The 21,078-nt window shown below is 45.6% G+C and carries 17 protein-coding genes; 6 read left to right on the top strand and 11 right to left on the bottom strand.

Features of this window, described 5'->3' with window-relative positions:
* Window positions 1-139: 139 nt before the first annotated feature.
* Window positions 140-886, bottom strand: coding sequence for a class I SAM-dependent methyltransferase (locus tag HUB64_RS22280; protein WP_107949945.1), 747 nt, complete (start codon window positions 884-886; stop codon window positions 140-142).
* Between the two features lie 266 nt (window positions 887-1,152).
* Here HUB64_RS22280 and HUB64_RS22275 point away from each other — a divergent pair, with 266 nt between their 5' ends.
* Together HUB64_RS22275 and HUB64_RS22270 are read left to right on the top strand one after the other, a co-directional pair.
* Window positions 1,153-3,417 (top strand): bifunctional diguanylate cyclase/phosphodiesterase, encoded by a 2,265-nt coding sequence (locus tag HUB64_RS22275; protein ID WP_173497835.1) that lies wholly within the window; start codon window positions 1,153-1,155, stop codon window positions 3,415-3,417.
* A gap of 92 nt (window positions 3,418-3,509) precedes the next feature.
* On the top strand, window positions 3,510-4,355 hold the full coding sequence (locus tag HUB64_RS22270; RefSeq protein ID WP_173497834.1) for a 23S rRNA (adenine(2030)-N(6))-methyltransferase RlmJ: 846 nt from the start codon (window positions 3,510-3,512) through the stop codon (window positions 4,353-4,355).
* 69 nt (window positions 4,356-4,424) lie between these two features.
* On the opposite strand, the gene HUB64_RS22265 is transcribed toward HUB64_RS22270, so the two are convergent.
* From HUB64_RS22265 to HUB64_RS22255, 3 genes are read right to left on the bottom strand one after another with little or no spacing between them, the layout of a single operon-like run.
* Window positions 4,425-5,180 (bottom strand): lytic transglycosylase domain-containing protein, encoded by a 756-nt coding sequence (locus tag HUB64_RS22265; RefSeq protein WP_173497833.1) that lies wholly within the window; start codon window positions 5,178-5,180, stop codon window positions 4,425-4,427.
* A complete protein-coding gene (locus tag HUB64_RS22260; protein ID WP_173497832.1) occupies window positions 5,180-6,217 on the bottom strand; it encodes a DUF3137 domain-containing protein in 1,038 nt (345 codons plus the stop codon). Before HUB64_RS22260 ends, HUB64_RS22265 begins: the two co-directional genes overlap by 1 nt.
* Before the next feature lie 49 nt (window positions 6,218-6,266).
* Entirely contained in the window at window positions 6,267-6,833 is a 567-nt protein-coding gene (locus tag HUB64_RS22255; protein ID WP_173497831.1) for a LemA family protein, read from the bottom strand.
* Window positions 6,834-7,392: 559 nt separating this feature from the next.
* Here HUB64_RS22255 and HUB64_RS22250 point away from each other — a divergent pair.
* Window positions 7,393-9,015, top strand: a complete 1,623-nt coding sequence (locus tag HUB64_RS22250) for an AbgT family transporter (RefSeq protein ID WP_168826202.1) — start codon at window positions 7,393-7,395, stop codon at window positions 9,013-9,015.
* A gap of 56 nt (window positions 9,016-9,071) precedes the next feature.
* Here the strand turns inward: HUB64_RS22250 and HUB64_RS22245 are convergent, their stop codons facing one another.
* The 5 genes from HUB64_RS22245 to HUB64_RS22225 all read right to left on the bottom strand — a co-directional run bounded on the left by HUB64_RS22245 (window position 9,072) and on the right by HUB64_RS22225 (window position 15,631).
* The gene (locus HUB64_RS22245; RefSeq protein ID WP_168826200.1) at window positions 9,072-9,395 is read right to left on the bottom strand and encodes a hypothetical protein; all 324 of its coding nucleotides are present in this window, start codon (window positions 9,393-9,395) and stop codon (window positions 9,072-9,074) included.
* A 37-nt stretch (window positions 9,396-9,432) separates the two neighbouring features.
* The gene (locus tag HUB64_RS22240; protein ID WP_168826198.1) at window positions 9,433-9,696 is read right to left on the bottom strand and encodes a hypothetical protein; all 264 of its coding nucleotides are present in this window, start codon (window positions 9,694-9,696) and stop codon (window positions 9,433-9,435) included.
* Between the two features lie 141 nt (window positions 9,697-9,837).
* The gene (locus HUB64_RS22235; RefSeq protein ID WP_168826196.1) at window positions 9,838-12,972 is read right to left on the bottom strand and encodes an efflux RND transporter permease subunit; all 3,135 of its coding nucleotides are present in this window, start codon (window positions 12,970-12,972) and stop codon (window positions 9,838-9,840) included.
* Window positions 12,973-12,981: 9 nt separating this feature from the next.
* The gene (locus HUB64_RS22230) at window positions 12,982-14,127 is read right to left on the bottom strand and encodes an efflux RND transporter periplasmic adaptor subunit (RefSeq protein ID WP_105250703.1); all 1,146 of its coding nucleotides are present in this window, start codon (window positions 14,125-14,127) and stop codon (window positions 12,982-12,984) included.
* Between the two features lie 814 nt (window positions 14,128-14,941).
* On the bottom strand, window positions 14,942-15,631 hold the full coding sequence (locus HUB64_RS22225; RefSeq protein ID WP_173497830.1) for a DNA-3-methyladenine glycosylase I: 690 nt from the start codon (window positions 15,629-15,631) through the stop codon (window positions 14,942-14,944).
* A gap of 206 nt (window positions 15,632-15,837) precedes the next feature.
* Between HUB64_RS22225 and HUB64_RS22220 the strand changes: the two genes are divergently transcribed.
* Window positions 15,838-16,485, top strand: a complete 648-nt coding sequence (locus HUB64_RS22220; protein WP_131524442.1) for a glutathione S-transferase family protein — start codon at window positions 15,838-15,840, stop codon at window positions 16,483-16,485.
* A 24-nt stretch (window positions 16,486-16,509) separates the two neighbouring features.
* Here the strand turns inward: HUB64_RS22220 and HUB64_RS22215 are convergent, their stop codons facing one another.
* A complete protein-coding gene (locus HUB64_RS22215) occupies window positions 16,510-17,040 on the bottom strand; it encodes a thioesterase family protein (protein ID WP_011791203.1) in 531 nt (176 codons plus the stop codon).
* A 175-nt stretch (window positions 17,041-17,215) separates the two neighbouring features.
* Entirely contained in the window at window positions 17,216-19,255 is a 2,040-nt protein-coding gene (gene prlC / locus HUB64_RS22210; RefSeq protein ID WP_173248372.1) for an oligopeptidase A, read from the bottom strand.
* Between the two features lie 269 nt (window positions 19,256-19,524).
* Between prlC and HUB64_RS22205 the strand changes: the two genes are divergently transcribed.
* Entirely contained in the window at window positions 19,525-20,316 is a 792-nt protein-coding gene (locus HUB64_RS22205) for a hypothetical protein (RefSeq protein ID WP_173497829.1), read from the top strand.
* Between the two features lie 152 nt (window positions 20,317-20,468).
* On the top strand, window positions 20,469-21,035 hold the full coding sequence (locus tag HUB64_RS22200) for a hypothetical protein (RefSeq protein ID WP_173497954.1): 567 nt from the start codon (window positions 20,469-20,471) through the stop codon (window positions 21,033-21,035).
* The last annotated feature ends 43 nt before the right edge of the window (window positions 21,036-21,078 follow it).

Raw genomic sequence — 21,078 nt, 5'->3', positions numbered from 1 at the left:
TTTTAGCAGAGGAATGAGTTTCATATAAAAAATCACAAGTGGGTATAAAAAAGAAAATAGCCCATAAAACTGAAATATCGACATGAGCTAAGCCGTTGTCACTGAAAGCATACAATGTTCGCGATGAGAAAAATCTTCGCTATTTCATCGCAGCTTTTACATAGACATCGAAACGGTTTTTCTTGGTTTCAATAACCGTATTAGGCTTAACCCCGTCCAAATCTTCGGCATAGTCAGGGCGCTTAACGACGACACGTTTAGTTGCTAAGGCTAAAGCTGGGGCGAGTAAGCCATCGGCATCTAAATCGGCACCGACTAAGGATTGGAATACACGCATTTCTTTTTTAACAAGGGCCGATTTATCACGGTGGGGGTACATAGGATCGAGGTAAACCACATCCACCTCTTGTGCCAATTTCGATAGTGCTTCTAGGCTAGAACCATGAAATAGGCGCATCCGCTCACGCATCCAATCACCGATTTCAGCATCTTGATAAGCACGGCGTAAGCCATCTTCAAGTAATGCGGCAACCACAGGATGACGTTCAACCATAGTTACAGTGCAACCAAGGCTTGCGAGCACAAACGCATCACGCCCTAAACCCGCAGTGCCATCGACAACACTCGGTGTTACCCCTTGCTTTAATCCCACCGCTTTAGCGATAGATTGGCCGCGACCGCCACCGAACTTACGTCTATGGGCGACGGCGCCAGTCACAAAATCCACCACTATACCATCGAGCTTAGGCTCATCGCGTTTATGCAGTGATAAAGTATCTGATTCAAAACGCAATTCGAAGGTCGCATTCGCATCGTAGACGAGTTGCCAACGTGCACAAATATCCACAAGTGTTGGGTATTGCTGATTGAAAAAAATCGGGGTCACAGGCTGTCTTCTAACCAACGAAAATGATGGCCATTATGCCTAAAAATCTCGTTTATGAATATGCTAGTAAGCAAAACACATCACCAAGCTCATCACTGTCTTAGCCAATTTGTCTCAGTACGCCCTTAAAAATTCAAACAAGCATCACACTGTAATATACTGATTTATAAAGGCAGCAATCTATTTGTATAACAGTTTAGTGATTTATGTTATATGTTACGTCCCCAGCCAACCTGCGTGACTTCCGTACGGGATAAGGACTTTTTTTGCTTCAATGGCTAAAAGGTTTTTTGTTTATCAGGGAGCAAGATTTTTTAAATCCTGACAAAACGATATTAAAAACCAGCTTATTGCGGATTATTCTGCTCAGTGGTGCCATCTTGACCACTAGTATAGTGCTGCATAGCTCTTTAATTGCGTATGAGTTAAACCTCACTTTCATTATCAGCATTACGGTCAGTTTTTTAACCGTACTATTCCTGTCTTTATGGTTTACGCGCAAATATTTACTCGTCAGCTCTATCAGCCTGCTGGCGATGGTTATTGCAGCCTGTTTATCTATGCTGTTGTTTATCCCTGACTTTAACTTATCGCAGGTAGGTATTACTTTCTTATATACCTTGCCCTTGATGGCGCTTTTCCTGTTTGGCAGAAAAGTCGCTTTTATTATGATGTGTTTCAACGTATTGCCTTTTTTACTGCTACTGCGTAACCAAAACCTGCCTCCCATTATCGATATTGATATCAGCCTACCTGCGACCCACGCTTATCTAAACGGTTTGCTGTTTATGTTTTTTAATATCTGCATCCCGTTGTCGGCGATGCGCCTGCTAAAAACCCAGAAAATCCATGCACAGCAAATGATCCAGCATCAAAATGCACTGCAACATACATTAGATCAATATGCTGAAATCTTTGAAAATAATGGTACAGCCTCTTTCTTCTGCAATGAGGATGGAGTCATTCTCAACCTGAATAATGCCGCGAGGGAAATCGCTGGAGAAGTCACACTAAACCGCACTCGCCTATGTGACATTTTTGAACTTACCGAAGATACCAGCACGAATTTACTGGCGGCGTCGTTTCCGACCCATTTAAAGAACAATAACAGCACTAAATATCTGCTGCAAAAAGCCTCATTACAGCACCATGATACTTTGTTGTTTCACTGCCACGATGTCACAGAACAGGCAAACCATGCGATTGAGCTGAGTAGACTTAAAAAGCACCACATCAGCACGCATTTCTATGATTTAGTGACGGGATTACCCAACGAAAATCACTGGTATAACCCAGCGCCAAGCTTGATCCATCAGGAAATGACCGTAGCCTTAATCAAAATTGATAATCTTAGCCAAATTAATGCTGCTTTCGGTATCAGCGTCGGAGATGCCATCCTAAAAGCCTTTGCTATTGAACTCAAAAATCGCTTTGGTCATATCGCAAAAATATACCGATTTAGAGGAGCATCGTTTGCACTCGAGTTTACTAGCCTGCCGCTTATCTCCCCTGAAAACCTAGCGCTACAATTACGCGAGCGTATTCCAACAAACCTACAACTTAAGCAAGAACAACAGACTGAATATCATCTCGAGTGCAGAGTCGGTTGCAGCTCAGGTAATAAAGCCTCACCGCAGCAAGCCGCGGAGCAATGTTTAATTGCCATAAAACAAACCACCCAAGCTAGCCCAGTGATGGTGTATTACATTGGTTTGATTAACAATCTTCTCGAAGCTTCATCGCAAAAAGCCAGAATCCGTGACGCGCTGAAACACAACCGCCTTGAAATGTGGCTGCAACCTAAAGTGATGGCCAATGGCCACATTACTAGCTTTGAAGCGCTAGCCAGAATGTTTGACGAAGACGGCACTATGATCATGCCGAACACTTTTATCCCCATCATAGAGTCATCTCAATTGCAGGCGATTTTTGCGATAAAAGTCTTCAGGCAATTACTACAACTGATCCGTTCTTGGCCTAAGAATGTGCCTCTGGTTAGGATAGCCTTTAATTTATCAGGGCAAGATATTCTGTCGGATCGCTTCTTTAAAGTGTTAATCCAAACCTATATGAATCATCCTGAACTCATCCCATTGTTGGAAATTGAAATTACTGAAACCTCTGTATTTTCAACCCATAAAGAAACAGGCCGACGCCTAAACACCTTAGCTCGCATGGGGGTTTCTATCGCCATTGACGATTTTGGCACTGGCCATGCGTCATTAAGCCAGCTCATTGATATCAGTGCCGACACAATTAAAATCGACCGTTACTTTGTCAGTCAAATGGGCATTAGTGAACGCCATACCCAAATTGTTAACGCTGCCATCCTGTTAGCCAAGAGCTTAAAACTCAACGTCATTGCCGAAGGTATCGAAACCGAAGCCCAGTTATTGCAACTCACTGCGCTAGGATGCGAACAATTTCAAGGTTATTTATTCGGTAAACCCGCACCAGCGAATCTCTGGCTGAAAACCTTTCAAATGCAAACCCCCACACATTGGTTTGCCAATAAAAAGAGCGCCAACTGAGGCATTAAATTTACGCCTAGAAGCATCGCAGGTATAATTGGCGACTGGCATTTGCCTCTCTTTGCTATGTTTGCAAATTACTAGGATCCCCCATGTTAAGTTACCGCCATGGTTATCACGCTGGCAATTATGCCGATGTGTTGAAACACGCCATCTTGCTACAAACCTTGCAGCTGATGCACAAAAAAGACAAACCACTCGTGTATATCGATACCCACGCAGGTGCGGGTGGTTATGCTTTAAGCGATGAATTTGCACAGAAAACAGGTGAATACCTCGAAGGTGTAGCTAAGCTTTGGGATAAAACTGACCTACCACAATCACTGCAGGACTATGTCGCCGCCGTGCGCCATTTTAATGAAGAAAATCCAGACGAACTAAACTTCTACCCAGGTTCACCCGCCATTATCGACATGGAGCTAGGGCCTAAAGATCGCATGGTCTTGCACGAGCTGCACAGCACTGATTATGTGTTATTGGATGATTATTTCTGCGAAGACAGACAAGTTAAAGTGATCAAAGGTGATGGCTTAAAAGGCCTTATCGCCGCAGTACCACCATTAGAGCGTCGTGCTCTGGTGCTAGTAGATCCTAGCTACGAGATGAAAACCGACTACCAAGATGTGGCCGAAACCCTGATAAAAGCGCACAAGCGTTTTGCTACGGGTGTGTTTATCCTGTGGTATCCAGTCGTAAATCGCGCTCAGACCGAAGGTATGTTATCGCGCCTCGCCAACAGTGGCATTAAACGTCAGCTGAGAATTGAACAAGCCATTAAGCCCGATTCAGATGAATTTGGCATGACTGCGGCAGGATTATGGATCATCAATCCACCTTGGCAGTTAGACGAAATCGCAACTGAATTAATGGATTACTTGGGTAAAACACTTGGACAAGTGGACGGTAACATTACTGTAAAATGGGAAGTCGGCGAGTAACCTTCGACTCAAATGGCGGCGATGATCTCCGGATTTTCGCCACTTCATTTCAGCTTATCAATGCGGTAACTAAACGTCCTTCTGCTCGCGGTAACGCTTCAATAAAATTTTCACACGCTCAACATAGGCTTGGGTTTCAGGATAAGGCGGAATGCCATTGTACTGAACCACGGTAGTCGGCCCCGCATTATAAGCCGCGCAGGCCAATGCGACATCACCATTGAACTGTTTTAGCATTTGTGCCAAATACTTACTGCCACCTAAGATATTCTCTTCGGGCAAAAATGCATTTGCCACCCCCATCTCTTTTGCTGTTTCTGGCATCAATTGCATTAATCCCATGGCACCAGTTCGCGAAAGTGCACGCGCATTAAAGGCTGATTCCGCGTGGATCACAGCGCGAATTAAGGCGGGATCAAGTTGATGCTTATGGGCTGCATGGGAGATCAGGGCGTCATAATTAGCGGTAAATAGCCGAATACCATTCCAGTCTATGGTCGAATCGGGACGACAGGCAAAACAGTCATATAACAAAATTTGATATTGGTTATTTGCGGGGGCTTTGTCGGTAAATACGGTGACACCATTAGCTTGTTGGTATTGATAAATTTTGAGTTTTTCTAGACCTTCACTACTCACTATGCCGCTCTGTGAGTACCGCGCCACAATACGCGGCTTAGCTTTTTCGCGCGTCTCCTCAGCATTTGCATTTATTATCAAACTCGATATCAATAATAAGCACAGGCCTAGCGCCTCAAATCTGCAGGGCAATGAAAAGGCTGCAAAAGTCAGTGTACGAGCAAGCGCTGAGCGAGTAAGCAACATCAAAGTCCCGTGTACTGATTAAGTTTAAGTACTTCAATAATAGCAAAGAGTTGCTTCATTTCTCGGTTTATCTGACTAAATTCTACTGAAAAGGTTGCGCCATGAAAAATGGACTGCATTTGAAAATGCGTTCTGCGATTCGGTAGGAACAAAGTCAATTTATTGCGAAAAAATGCACATTGAATATTGCCATCGAAATGTTTGGCAAGCTCCTGTAAGCGCTCCATAAATGCCGTATTGAGCAAATAACGTGACTCGATTTGATCCGTTGAAAACACGTCGAACTCTTTTTCAAATTGCGGATCTTCAAGTTTGACTCGTACCAGTCCCGCATGGCTGTCGGACAGGAAATTTGCTACACCACCGCGATCCCTCAGCACCACAGTATGACCCATAAACGCTTTATGGCTACTCAGCTCAACCACTAAGCCACGAAACTGGGTTTCCGTGCGGGTCACAGTTCTGCGCCTGCTGGTACTGACATCCAGCTCTTCGACTTGCACATTCTTGGTCAGGGTAAGCTCATTAACCGCCAACTCAACGCCCTTATAGCAGCCTTGTATATAGTCACCGAAGCTGACTTTGTCGTATCGCGGTAATACTTTAGCCGCAACGAGTCGATTCATGTCGAGGCGCATTTCGCGGCTATAAATAAAATCATCGCCGAAATATTTAAACATCAGCGGATAAATATCATTTTGAACCAAATGCTTAAACTCACGAGTCGGAGCAAAGCTCCACCAGCTTAATCCGACTAAGGCAAGCAATGGCAAAGGCGGGAAATAAGCGCCACCGCTGTAGTAGCCAATAACGGTGAGCAAGCTCAGCCCAAGCACTATCATCAAACTCAAATACAAACGTTTACGCGCCGCCTTAAGGCAAGCCACACGCTTAGTTTCATATTTGCGACTGATTGGAGCGATATGTTCTTCGTAATAGGCTTCGAGTTGAGGTAGTTCGTCCAAATCCGCAGTCAAACCAACAGGCCCCCGATAAGTCCGAATCGGGCTACCTAAAATAAAAGTGATGATATTCATATTGATGTCATAGCTGTGCAGGGTAATAACTCACCCTGCACAGCTAAGCTTACAAGTATTCGGCCGCATCTACGGGCGCTTTTGCCGCTTCGCTCACCTCATAGAATGGCATCACTTTAATACTCGCCATAGAAGCGATAATCGAGCCGGGGAAGATTTCTACCGCAGTATTAAGCTCGGAAACTGCCGAGTTGTAAAAACGCCTCGCAGCTGAGATATGTGCTTCGACCTCGTTATAGGTCTGCATCGCCTGCAACATAGTGTTGTCGGACTTGAGCTCAGGATAGTTCTCCACATTCACCATCAAGGTACTCATTTTGTCGTTCAACCGCTCGGCCTGAACTAAATGCTCTTTAACGGCACTCGGATCGGCCTTGTTGTAATTATTGCTGAGCTGAGTGCGTAATTCGGTGATTTCAGTGAGCAGTGACTTTTCATGCTCCATAAATCGTTTAGCAATTTTTAGAATATTAGGCACAAGGTCGGCACGCTTGGTCAGCTGTACATCGATACCCGACAAGGCTTCAAGCGCTGTATTGCGCTTTTTGACTAGGCTGACGTACCAAAGATAGGTCACGATAAAAATCAGCGTTAATCCCAATAACAATTTTTCCATCTTCCATCCTTAGGTTTCTTATTCTTGTTAATAGGATACAGCTAACCATAAATGAGTGAAAATTTCACCTGCAGGCTGATTAAGACAATGAAATTACTCGCTGGTCAGAGCTGGCGATGTCATCTAACGAGCAATCATCAATGAAACTGGCCATATTCAACGATGAAAAGTGATCATCTGCATAAAAAACAGCATTTAAACTATAAATTTATCGATATTCAGCTCCGATACAGCAAACAACGTCTATAGTGATATGGCACAACATTAGAGCATCCAATTTTGCTCGTGAATACTGGACTCCTCGAGAGTCCATTTTTTTATCCTAATTTTAGCCCTCCTCGCCTCAACGCAGTCAATAGCAACATTTAAGTTTCAATTAAAACTTAACAATCATACTTTGCCGCTAATTTTTTAACTTTTACCTTAGCTTTCACTCCGAGTCTTGCACCTAGAGTTATCCCCTCAGCCACGTCATCCACAATCGGCCGTCGGCAATGTCTCGAGTCTGTTATAGGGTCCAAATATTGCGCTGCGTAAAGGTCGACATAAAGGAAGGACGATGAGTTTTAATTCCGGCGATATTCCCCCAAAAAAAGCTTCTGAACCCAATCCACAACAGGGCGATATCAGCTCTAGTGGTTGGTTTGTACGTTTTCTCAATATTGTTGAACGCTTAGGCAATCTGCTGCCCCATCCAATCACCTTATTCGCACTGTTCTGTGTTGCAGTGATCATTATTTCAGGTATTGCGGGCTACTTTGGGTTAACCGTAGTCGATCCTAGACCTATTGGCTCACACGGCCGCAGTGCCGACGGTTTAATCCATGTGGTGAGCCTGATGAACGCCGAAGGTTTGCGGATGATAGTCTCGCATCTAGTGACCAACTTTACTGGCTTTACGCCGCTCGGCACTGTGCTCGTGGCGCTACTCGGCGTCGGGATTGCCGAACGCTCTGGCTTATTATCTGCGGCTATGCGTGCTTTAGTCATGGGCGCCTCTAAACGATTAGTCACTGTGACCATAGTATTTGCCGGCATAATGTCCAACACCGCTGCCGAGCTTGGCTATGTGGTACTTATCCCTATGGCGGCGATGATTTTCCACTCCCTTGGCCGCCATCCACTTGCAGGTTTAGCTGCCGCTTTTGCCGGGGTTTCAGGAGGTTATAGCGCTAACTTATTGCTTGGTACTGTCGATCCCTTGCTATCGGGCATTACCGAAGCTGCGGCGCGCATGATAGATCCTCAATACAACGTCGGCCCAGAAGTAAACTGGTACTTCATGTTTGTCTCCACCTTTGTGATCACTTTCCTTGGCGCCTTTGTCACAGAAAAAATCGTCGAACCTAAGTTAGGTCAATACCAAGATGATGATGCAGACGAAACCGTACTGCAATCGATGGAGAGCATCAGTGCTATTGAGAAACGCGGCTTAAAATGGGCTGGGTTATCTATGTTAGTGCTCGCGGTTATTTTAGCGATTTCAGTCGTACCAGAAGGCGCACCGCTGCGCCATCCTGAAACCGGTCTCATCTCAGGTTCGCCATTCCTCAAGGGCATAGTCGCCTTTATCTTTATCTGTTTTGCCATACCTGGCTTTATTTACGGCAAAGTCGTGGGCAGCATCAAAAATGATAAAGATGTCATCAATGCCATGTCCCACAGCATGAGCACTATGGGCATGTATATCGTCCTCGTCTTTTTCGCCGCGCAGTTTGTCGCCTTCTTCAACTGGAGTAATTTAGGTGCAGTATTGGCGGTGTTAGGTGCCGATGCTCTGCAATCCATTGGCTTGACGGGCCCGATCGTATTTTTGTTCTTTATTATGCTCTGCGGCATTATCAACTTGATGCTTGGCAGTGCCTCGGCCCAGTGGGCCATTACCGCTCCTATTTTTGTGCCTATGCTGATGCTGGTTGGTTATGCGCCCGAAACGATTCAAGCGGCGTACCGTATTGGGGATTCGGTGACTAACTTAATCACACCTATGATGAGCTACTTTGGTTTGATCTTAGCGGTTGCCTGTCGTTACCAGAAAAACCTAGGGATAGGTACGCTGATCGCCACTATGCTGCCGTACTCGCTCGTGTTTTTCGTGGGTTGGACAGCGTTCTTCTTCCTGTGGGTATTTGGCTTTGGTCTGCCCGTTGGGCCGGGAGCCGCGACTTACTACACGCCTTAACCGCAATAAAAAGGGCGTCGATGATAAAGTCGACGCCCTTTCTTTATTCGATAACTTTACTCGTATAGCCATTCCATTAACAGACTGCAGATCATCAAAAAAATACCTAGATTAAACACATAGGTCTGTAGGGTAGATTTTAATGTCGTGTCCTCAGCTTGCGATACTATCTGGCTCACTGACATAAAAAATAATTGAGGGGCTAGCCCCATGCCCACAAATAACACTGCAGCACCGACACAGCGAGTTAACTCTGGTAGTACAAGCTCCTGCAAGTAAAATGCATAAACGCCATAGGCCAAAAATGCCAGCGCTATGCCATGGCATACCATTCCCACGATAAGTTGCTTAGTGGCAAGATTACCCCACGAAAACACCATGTCACTCCTACACTCAGCTTAACCAGAACTATTGATACTATTGGGCGCGAAGTTTATCTCGCTTACGATTAATCTGCACCCACACAAACCAACCAAATAAAATACCGCCAATGGGATAAATATAGAGCGCTCTTTGCAGTTCCGCCCAGAATGGATCGCCCGAGATAAAATAATGTATTAAGGCGACCACGAGGGACGTCAGCATACCCCAGAAAAATACGCCAAAGACCAAAATGACGTACATCTTACCTTTAGCAATGAGTGCATCTAGTTTTTGCAATTCCAACGCAGCATCATCCATGTTTCGTCCTCTTAACTGCCTCAGCGCAATATGCCAGAACTCGCGCACAGTGCCTATCCATCTTTATAACTAACAGCATTAAAATAACAAAAAGCCCTGCAATTGCAGGGCTTTAGTTTAGAAGTTTAGAAACGATCGAGCTTATTCAGCTGAGTTTGGCTTCTGTTCTTTACCTTTCTTCTCGCGCTTACTGAAGAGACGCTCCACTATCACGAAGAATAATGGTACGAAGAATATCCCTAGGAAAGTCGAGCTCATCATACCGCCGAGTACACCTGTACCAATGGCGTTTTGACTACCAGAGCCTACACCGGTACTGATAGCTAACGGCACAACACCCAGACCAAAGGCTAGAGACGTCATTAAGATGGGGCGAAGACGCACACGCACCGCATGTAAGGTCGCCTCAACTAAGCCTGAACCTTTCTCATAGAACTCTTTAGCGAATTCCACAATCAAGATGGCGTTCTTAGTCGCTAACCCTACTGTGGTTAACAGCCCCACTTGGAAGAACACGTCGTTTGGCAAGCCGCGACCATTCATTGCAATCAAGGCACCGATGATCCCGAGCGGAACCACGAGCACAACTGCAAAGGGTACCGACCAGCTTTCATAGAGTGCTGCCAATACTAAGAAGACCACTAAGATCGACAGAGCATACAGCGCTGGCGCTTGGTTACCCGATAGACGTTCTTCATACGATAGACCGTTCCACGCGACACCAAAACCAGGAGGAAGCTGCTTGGCTAAGTCTTCCATAATTGTCATAGCTGCACCGGTACTGAAACCAGGAGCCGTGGCACCTTGAATGTTCATCGATGGTAAGCCGTTAAAGCGTTCTAAACGTGGAGAACCGTATTCCCATGCACCAGTGGCAAACGCAGAGAATGGCACCATGTCACCCTTGTTATTGCGCACGTACCAAGAATCTAAATCTCCCGGTTGCATACGATACTGGGCATCACCTTGCACATATACTTTCTTCACGCGGCCGCGGTCAATAAAGTCATTCACATAAGAACCACCCCAAGCCGTTGCAAGCACATTGTTCACATTAGTGATTTCAATGCCTAACGCGCTCAACTTAGCGTGATCTACATGTAATTGATAAATTGGCGCATCTTCTTGACCGTTTGGACGCACACCCACCAGATTTGGATTCTGTGCCGCCATACCAAGCAGTTGATTACGTGCCGCCACTAACTTCTCGTGGCCTTGGCCGTTCTTATCCTGCAGGTACATGTCGAAACCGTTCGCCGTCCCCAACTCGATTACCGCAGGCGGTACGAAGGCAAATACTAAGGCATCTTTCATCTGACCGAACACACCCATAGCGCGACCAGCAATAGACTTCACATCCATACCAGACGCTTCACGCTCAGACCAATCCTTCAAACCAACGAAGGCGATACCCATGTTTTGCCCTTGACCCGCAAAACTGAAGCCCGCCACGCTAAACACCGATCTCACTCCCTCCTCAGCCATAAAGTGATCAGACACTTTCTCCAATACTTTTAAGGTGCTTTCTTGAGTTGAGTTAGTCGGCAAAATGGCTTGCGTGAACAAAATACCTTGGTCTTCATCTGGTAAGAAAGCCGTAGGCATACGGATAAAGATCCAACCCACTGCAATAACCAGCACAACGTAAATCGCCATCACTCTAAAGCCGCGCTTGATGATCCCAGCAACGCTCGACTCATAACGATTAGTCAGTTTATCGAAACTACGGTTAAACCAACCAAAGAAGCCAGTTTCGATATGAGCATGGCCCTTCTTAATCGGTTTGAGCATAGTCGCACAAAGTGCAGGAGTTAAAATCAAAGCAACTAGAACAGACAACGCCATCGCAGATACGATAGTGATAGAGAACTGACGATAAATAACCCCCGTTGAACCTGACATAAATGCCATAGGGACAAACACTGCGGAGAGGGTCAGACCGATACCGACTAAAGCACCAGTAATTTGATCCATCGACTTACGCGTCGCTTCCAGTGGACTTAAGCCCTCCTCGGCCATTACCCGCTCGACGTTTTCCACCACCACAATCGCATCGTCCACCAGCAAACCAATGGCGAGCACCATAGCAAACATGGTTAAAGTGTTAATCGAGAAACCCGCTAACGACAGAATCGCAAAGGTTCCCAGCAATACCACAGGTACTGCAATAGTCGGGATCAAAGTTGCACGGAAATTTTGCAAGAAGAGGTACATGATGATGAACACTAGTACAATAGCTTCAAGCAGGGTATGCACTACACCTTCTATCGATTTTTCAACGAAAGGCGTTGTATCGTATGGATAAACAACTTCTAGCCCTTGCGGGAAGAAAGGTTTCATCTCAGCAATTTTTTCACGAACAGCTTCAGCAGTATCAAGCGCGTTAGCACCCGTTGCCAGCTTAATCGCTAACCCTGTCGCAGGTTGACCGTTATACAGTGACACCACAGCATAACTTTCAGAACCTAATTCAACCCGTGCCACATCGCTTAGGAAGACGTTTGCGCCTGAAATATCCGATTTAAGGATAATTTTACGGAACTCTTCTGCCGTTTGTAAGCGGCTTTGAGCCGATACCGTTGCGTTCAACTCTTGGCCTGCCACAGAGGGCGCGCCACCTAACTGTCCAGCTGAAACTTGAGCGTTTTGAGAACGAATCGCTGCGATAACGTCTAAACTGGTCAAGTTGTATTGAGTCAATTTCAACGGATCTAGCCATATACGCATCGCATATTGGGCACCAAACAACTGAATTTCACCTACGCCAGGTACGCGACTCATAGGATCTTGAATGTTCGCACCAACATAGTCGGCGATATCGCCTTTATCTAACGAACCATCGGTCGATACGAAGCCTAATACCATTAAGAAGCCTGAACTCGACTTGTTAACGTTAACCCCTTGTGCCTGCACCTCTTGCGGTAACAGGGTCATAGCGCCCTGTAACTTGTTCTGTACTTGAACCTGTGCAATATCCGGATCGGCTTCAGCGTTAAAGGTTAAAGTGATCTCAGCATTACCAAAACTGTCACTGGCTGAGGCGATATAACGGAGGTGATCGATACCCGTCATACGTTGCTCAATCACCTGAGTCACAGAATCTTCAACAATCTTAGCGGAAGCGCCAGGATAGTTAGCACTGATCACCACGGTCGGTGGTGCAATGTTAGGATATTGGGACACTGGCAGCGAGCGGATCGAGAGGATCCCCGCCAGCATAATAATCAAGGAGATCACCCACGCAAAGATGGGGCGATCAATAAAAAAACGTGCCATAGCTATGCCCTATTGTGCTTGCGTTTCAGAAATAACTTTGGTGGTTACTGGAGCGCCGGGACGAACTTTCTGTAATCCTTCCACAATCAACTTGTCGCCCACAGTTAAACCAGAAGTGACTCGCCATTGGTTGTTAATCACTTCTGCGGTCGTCACTGTTTTCGCTTCGACTAAACCTTGGTCATTCACCACCATAGCCACAGCTTCACCCTTAGAGTTACGCGTAATCGCTTTTTGTGGAACCAAGATAGCCTGTGGATCAGTGCCCGCATTTAACATAGCGCGAACATACATGCCAGGTAACAAGATACCTTCAGGGTTAGGGAATTCTGCGCGCAGAATAACGGAGCCAGTGTTTGGATCCACGCTCACTTCAGCGAACTGCAACTTACCCGGATGACTATATTGAGTACCATCTTCAAGCAATAATTTCACGTCTGCATTTTCTGAAGCTTGTAGTTTACCTTGCTGCAACTTAGCTTTAAGACGTAACAACTGAGCACTCGATTGCGCGATATCCACATTGATAGGATCAAGTTGTTGAATCGTCGCCAGCGTTTGGCTCTGGTTGGCAGTGACTAACGCACCCGCAGTCACACTCGATTTACCGATACGACCAGAGATAGGTGCTAATACTTCAGTATATTGCAGGTTGATTTTAGCGGTGTTAATCGCAGCTTCAGCCACGGTAACATTTGCCAATGCTTCTTTATAAGCCGCTTCAGCTTCATCGAACTCTTGCTTACTGATGGCGTTGGTTTTTACCAATTGCTGATAACGTGCCGCCTTAGCTTTTGCTGAGGCTAAGCCCGCATTCGCTCTGGCTAAATCAGCATTGGCACTCACTAAAGCAGCTTTATAAGTTGAAGAGTCAATCTGATACAAGGATTCACCTTGTTTCACATTGCCACCTTCAACAAAACTACGCTTAGTGATAATACCGTTAACCTGTGGACGAACTTCAGCCTCGAGGAAAGCTTTACTGCGTCCTGGTAATTCCACCTGAATCACTTGTGGCTGGGCAACAACATTAAGGATTCCCACTTCCATACTACGTGGACCAGCACCCGCCTGAGCGCTCTCTTCTTGAGGGCTGCAAGCTGCCATCCATAACGCCACGCTTATAACTGAGGCAAGTTTAATTGTCTGCCGCATGAGAACTCCTTCAAATATTAACTGCCCACATACCAGTACACTTATTGCGCTGACACGAGCCGTAATTGTAACTAAAATCAAATCCGTTATTTATCTCATAGCCTATATGAATCAACAAGGAAGATAACGAAACTAAATTGTAAACTAATGAAAATTTTCACTCATTCAGCATTACTATATTCATCGAATTGTTATTCGATTTAAAAAATCGGTTAACTTTGAGTGGCATTGTTAGGGAGATATGCCGTAAAACACCCAATAAGCCTACTCCATATTGAATATGTTGCAAATCTGTTCATATTCTAGACTTGCCGCAGGCCAAGGCCCACAGCTCAATGACGTTAGCTTAACCGTCACTTGTTGCAATAATTTGTACATAGAGACGAAAACGCAGCGCGCTTGTTTTTACTCAGGCCACTCTCAGCATCAAGTCGTTAAAAACGACCCTATCAAGACTGACAATACCGAAAGAGAGTAAGCAAAGAGCTGGCTTCAGACTGCTTGTGCGTAAAAACATGAATACATCCGATAGCGGATTGCTGTGCAGTTTATTACATCTACTATTTGTGCACGGCTAAAAGGCAGCGCCAGCGTTATGAGGTAACGCCACACAATTAAACAGTCACAAATAATAGCTAGCGGGCTATTTTAGTGGTTACCCCAAAACGGAGCAAACCCGAAATTCAGATTAATACCCCATTAAATGAAACTCAGACTCCCACAAATAATGCTTCTGTAATGACAAATATTGCTAGCAAAGCAATATTTGTCTATTAAAACTAATTTGTTCATCTTCAATCACAACTTAACAGGACTAAATTCGATTATCGCCCACGCTGCAAGCCAAAATACGGCTGATATCAGCCAAACAACGACCCGACTCCTGTTGCCACTGATTAAATACGGCTTGCACTTGCTTAAGCGCCGTTTGTGATGAAAAGCCCGCATCGACTAACTTATGTGCTTTAAAATAACCTTGTACATCATCGGTTAACAAAAAAGTATCTTTGCCAATACCGCGCAGAAAATAGGGACCCGTATTCCCGCCCAATCGAGTACCTCGTTTCTTTAAAAATGCCCACAACCCGATAATATCCTGCGTCGGCCAAGCGGCGATCAGCTGCGCCAAGCTGCCATGTTCGCGAGCAACATCGTGGATCATCAGAGCATTATCATAAATGGCTTGAGTCTTTTTAAGATGGCGAATCAAGGTCGCATCACTTGCCCGCGCTTGAATTTGCTCAGGCGATAACATTAATACTTTATGCGGTTCGAACCCAAAGAAAGACTTCTCATACTCGGGCCATTTGTTCACAACCACCCGCCATACAAAACCACTTTGAAACACCTGACGGCTCATCGCCGACAATAATTCAGCATCCCGATATTGGCGAATTTCATCATCAGACAGGCAACCAGACAATAAGGCTTCGAGTCCAGCAGGTCCGCCTTTGCGCTCACTGGCTCTGGCATAAATAGATGAAAAACGCTCTAACTGGCTCATATTATTACCTTTAAAATGATTAAATCCCGACACTTCCTATATGGGCTCATAATACCTATTTTTACCCCTGATGGATCACTTGGCTTTGCCAAGAAAAATTGTGTTTATTCCAGCATTTTTTAAGAAAACTCTTACAGCAAGCGCTTCAATTACGACTAAAGTTAAAACGTAAAGTCCGTAAAAGACTGGGTTTGGAGTGAGTGCCTATGGAGCTTTTTTATCACCCGTTATCACGCTATTCACAGAAAGTGCTCATCGCACTTTATGAAAAGCAGGCCAACTTCTACCCCAGAATCATAGATCTACGCGACCCTTTGTCCCGCAAGGAATTTCACCAACGTTATCCGCAAGCGCGAATCCCCCTGCTTAAAGCCCAAAATGAACAGCTGATACCCGAATCCAGCATTATTATCGAGTACTTAGATAGGCATTTTGAAAACAGTACCCAGCTGCTGCCACAAGAACCACAACGCAACTTACAGGTACGTTTGTTCGATCGCATCATAGACAATGATATTAACAACCCATTATTTCAATTAGAAAAGTTAAAGCACATAGAAGACAGCAATGAATTCGAAATCAAACAATTAGAGAAGCAACTACTGACACAGTTTCAACGCTTAGACGCGCAACTCACACAACATCATTGGGTCTGTGGCGACAGTTTTACCTTAGCCGACTGTGCACTCATCCCTTGTTTAAGCTATAGCTTCCAACATCTAAACCTGTTGGATTTAGATGAAATCGTGCGCTATTGGCAGCAGGCACAACTGCGTGGCGCTTGGATGTTAGTACAAGAAGAGGTGTTACTGGCTGAGATGGAGGAAACGGCAGGAATAAGAGGCATACCTTAGCGAGTAAGTCATGCCTCAACACAATCACATATTGCGTTCTTTCTTCAACTGCAAAAACGCTTTCCACTTCACGACTTCTGGCGGCAACTCAGGTGCAGGATCGGTATAACCCGCCTCTTTCACTAGTACATCTAACGGCACTTGCTTACCTTTGCACACAAACACACCGCGCACATGCACGATACAATGTAGGCCACGTTCGCTCACAAAGCGTTGTTCAATATAGAAATATTTTTCATCCCAACCGACGACTTTGGTTTCAATCTCAAAAGTTTTCAGCGGCTTAATATCGCGAATATAAGTAAATTCGGCGGCGTTAACTATCGGCATCCACTTCAACTTTAAGAAACGTTTCAGCAGACCCATCTCAGCCAACATATAGGTCCGCGCCAGATCCATAAACGCGGGATAGCGAGAATTAGTGAGATGGAAATTGATATCGCAATCGCTCGGTAAAGCACGATAAGTGATACGGCTTGTCCCTAGAAAATCGATCTTACGACAATGGCGCGTGCGCCAGAATAACAACCAAAACAAACGAAAATACAGATTCATAACGCGCCGCCCTTGAAATAAGAGCCACAGGCTAACAGAGGTCATACCACAGGGCAAGCGGGATATAGCTCACAAAAAAGACGCCCTAGGGCGTCTTTTTATCGTTCGATTAAGCTAAATACCCTCAGATAATCAGCCCATTAAAAGGGGCTGATTTATCAAAACTCACAATTGCTTATGCAGCAATGCCTGAATGTCTTAACAGGGCATCGATATTCGGCTCGCGTCCCATAAACTGTTTGAACAAGTCCATCGGCTCGGCTGAACCACCCATTTCGAGGATATTGTGCAGGAAACGACGACCCGTTTCAGGGTTGAAAATACCTTCCTCTTCGAAGCGAGAAAACGCATCCGCCGACAGCACTTCTGCCCATTTATAGCTGTAATAACCTGCGGCATAACCGCCCGCAAAAATATGGGCAAATCCATGTTGGAAACGGTTAAAATCCGGCGGTGTTAATACGGCCACCTGACGACGCACTTCGTCTAAGGTTTCTTGAATGCACGCGCCTTTAGCTGGGTCGTATTCGTGGTGCATTCTAAAATCGAACAACGAGAACTCGAGTTGGCGCAGCATCATCATGCCAGACTGGAAGTTTTTCGCCGCCAGCATTTTATCTAACAAGGCTTTAGGTAATGGCTCGCCCGTTTCGAAGTGGCCAGAAATTTCGGCTAATGCTTCTTCCTGCCAACACCAGTTTTCCATAAATTGACTTGGTAACTCGACCGCATCCCAAGGCACACCATTGATACCCGACACGCCTGCAACATCGATTTTGGTCAGCATGTGGTGGATACCATGGCCAAATTCGTGGAACAGGGTTGTCACTTCATCATGGGTAAACAGCGCAGGTTTGCCATCGACCGGACCATTAAAGTTACAGGTCAAATAAGCCACTGGCTTTTGTAATCCATTGGCGGTTTGACGGCGCACACGGCAGTCATCCATCCAAGCACCACCACGTTTACCTGTGCGGGCATATAAATCGAGGTAGAAACTACCTCTGTGTTCGTCAGTTTCGTCGAAAATATCGAAGAAACGCACGTCTTTATGCCATCGGTCAAAATCCTTTTGCTCAAGGATTTTAAGGCCGAACAAACGCGATACTGTGTAGAACAACCCCGAGAGCACTTTATCTTCGGGGAAATACGGACGCAGGATTTCCTGTGAAATCTCATACTTATGCTGCTGCAACTTCTCAGCATAGAAACTTAAGTCCCAAGAGGCCATTTCAGTCACGCCATATTCGGCCTCAGCAAACGCTCTCAGCTCAGCCAGTTCTGCCTTAGCTTGATCCTTTGAGCGCAGCGCTAATTCATTTAAAAATGCCATCACCTGCGCCGGCGTTTCAGCCATTTTCGTCGCTAGGGATTTGTCAGCAAAACTGTCAAAACCGAGTAACAATGCGAGTTCGTGGCGCAAAGCAAGAATTTCGTCCATCAGCGGGCTGTTATCAAACTCTCCGGCATTGGGACCTTGATCTGAAGCGCGAGTGACAAACGCACGGTAGCATTCTTCCCTAAGACTGCGGTTTTCGCTGTAGGTCATGACGGGTAGATAAGATGGAAAATCTAAGGTAAATAACCAACCTTCTAGCTCACGCGACTGCGCCATCGCTTTAGCGGCGGCTTTGGCAGACTCAGGCAAACCAGCAAGCTCAGCTTCATCAGTGATCAACTTAGTCCAAGCTTGCGTCGCATCCAGTAATTGATTCGAAAAACCACTGGTGAGTTCAGAAAGACGTTTTACAATCTCGCCATAACGCACTTTTTGCGCGTCATCTAAACCAATACCCGATAGTTCAAAGTCGCGCAGGCTGTGCTCTATCACCATCTGCTGCGCTTGGCTCAATTGTGCAAATTCATTGGATGCTCGCAGCGCTTTATAGGCTTGATACAAACCTTGGTGTTGGCCAACGTAAGTACCGTATTCCGATAAAAGAGGTAAACAAGCATCATGGGCGGCACGCCACTCATCTGTGCTAGTCACTGAATTCATATGAGAAACGGGCGACCAAATTTGGCTTAGCTCATCGTCAACCTGTTCTAATGGCGCGACCAAGTTGTCCCACGTAAAAGGACCTTGGTTCTGCAGCACTTCATCAATCTTAGTGCGGCACTGAGCAATGGCATGCTCAACGGCGACTTGAATATGTTCCGGTTTAATCTGTGAAAAAAGCGGTAATTTTGCGCCGCTAAGCAAAGGGTTGCTCATATTGACTCCTCAACAATCTGTATCTGTTATAAATAAGGGCTAATGGCCTATTTATCAAGGCGAGAAAACCGATTGTCCCCTTCGAACGCCTTACTTAACCCTATTTCCCCTGAAAAAAAGTGAACTAGTTCGCATTTAGGATTTACGTTTTATTTACCTACACATTGTTGCAATCTCGATCGCAAATCGAATCAATTCGCATTAATGTTTGTATGTGAGCAAGGTATTATCTGCGTAACTAACGTACCTCGACCAAAATCAGTAAAAATATGGCAACACACTCAGTGAAACTTATCGCCAGCGTCCTCTGCACATTAGGGATCAACTGCCTTAGTCACAACGCAGTTGCTAATGAGGGCCTAGAACAAGTCGATAGTATTTCAAACACCATATTACCCCGCCAGATAACAGAACCTTTGGCGGTGACGCTGGATTTAGGTTGGGACAGCAAATATGTCTCACAGGGTCGCAATAACTTGCAAAATGGGGGTATTTATTGGCTCAATGCTGCTGTTCAACACGGCAACTTAACCACTTATGCCTTAGTCGGACGCGGTGATAGCCAAGCCTATACAGAGTGGAATATCGGCCTTGAATATGGGTTCAACTTAGCCGAAAACCTAGAGGCCAATTTGGGATATCAGCGCATTGAAGGCTATAGCAATAGCCGCTGCCAAGATAACGAGCTATTTGCAGAACTCGCCTACAGCGCCACAGCTTGGTTGGTACCATCGGTGAGTTATGTCTATTCCACAGAAGCGGCAGGCTACTTTGTTGAAGTGAGTTTGCACAGTTATTGGAATATCACAGACCAGTTCAGCCTCACGCCCTATATCACTCAAGGGTTTGATTTTAAATACCGCACAGAAGAACACGATGGCAGTAATAACCTGCAGTTTGGCCTCGAAGCGAATTATCAACTGACCCCAAGCATGAATATTAGCGGGCACATTAGCCACAGCATTGCCCAGAGTGATATTGAGCAAGAAGCCTCAGCCAATGGCGATATGAGTTCACAGGATCAAACCTATGCAGGCATCCACTTTGCAATAACGTTTTAACGTCGTTTTAGCTCTGTGTTTCTAGCGCTGTATTGCAACCTTCCTCTGTCAATTTATCCCGTGACATTTGGCAAAAACAAAGCTCACTAACTAAACTCAAAATGTCGACGGAGCGACTCACTATTCATATCGATTTTGCCGAGGAACAGGGAATGTTAACGCATCATTTCTATCTTATCCGAACCGCTGTCATTACCTTGCTCCTGCTTTTTATCCCAGTGACAAGCTCGACTAATGCGCAGCAGGTATCTGAGCCTGAACCGAGTCTAGAATCCTTAGCGCAACCGACACAAACCGCGCCTTTGCCCCTAGGCACTTTGCTCGACAATGAGGGCAAGCCGATTAATGTGCCTAACCAAGTGCAAAGTGCATTCGAGTATTCGCCCCCCACTGTCACACCCGCAGAGCCATCCAAAACCAATAAATCAACTAAAGCCACTCAATCGAACAAAGCCGCTAAGAGTAAAAAACTCAGTCGCAAACAACAGCTCGCCAGTCGTGAACATGTCGCCAATGATCCTAACTGCCGTTGGCTCGATAAACGTATGGATCAGCTAGAGTCCCTACTCGGCGACAAGCAAGATAACGCTGCTAAACATCAAGCCGACGAACTCAGCGCCCGCCAAAAAGAGTGGCAGTGTTTAAAATGTGGTGCAGAAGGCCCAGCTCAAAACGATCACTCTAAGTGCCAATATCGCCGCGAAACAGCCACGCGATAACAACTGAAAGCAACTTTAGGAGTATTTTTATTAAAAGCAATGC

It is taken from the genome of Shewanella sp. ISTPL2 (genome assembly GCF_013283205.1).
Lineage (GTDB): Bacteria > Pseudomonadota > Gammaproteobacteria > Enterobacterales > Shewanellaceae > Shewanella > Shewanella oncorhynchi.
This window is presented reverse-complemented; position numbering and strand designations above follow the sequence as displayed.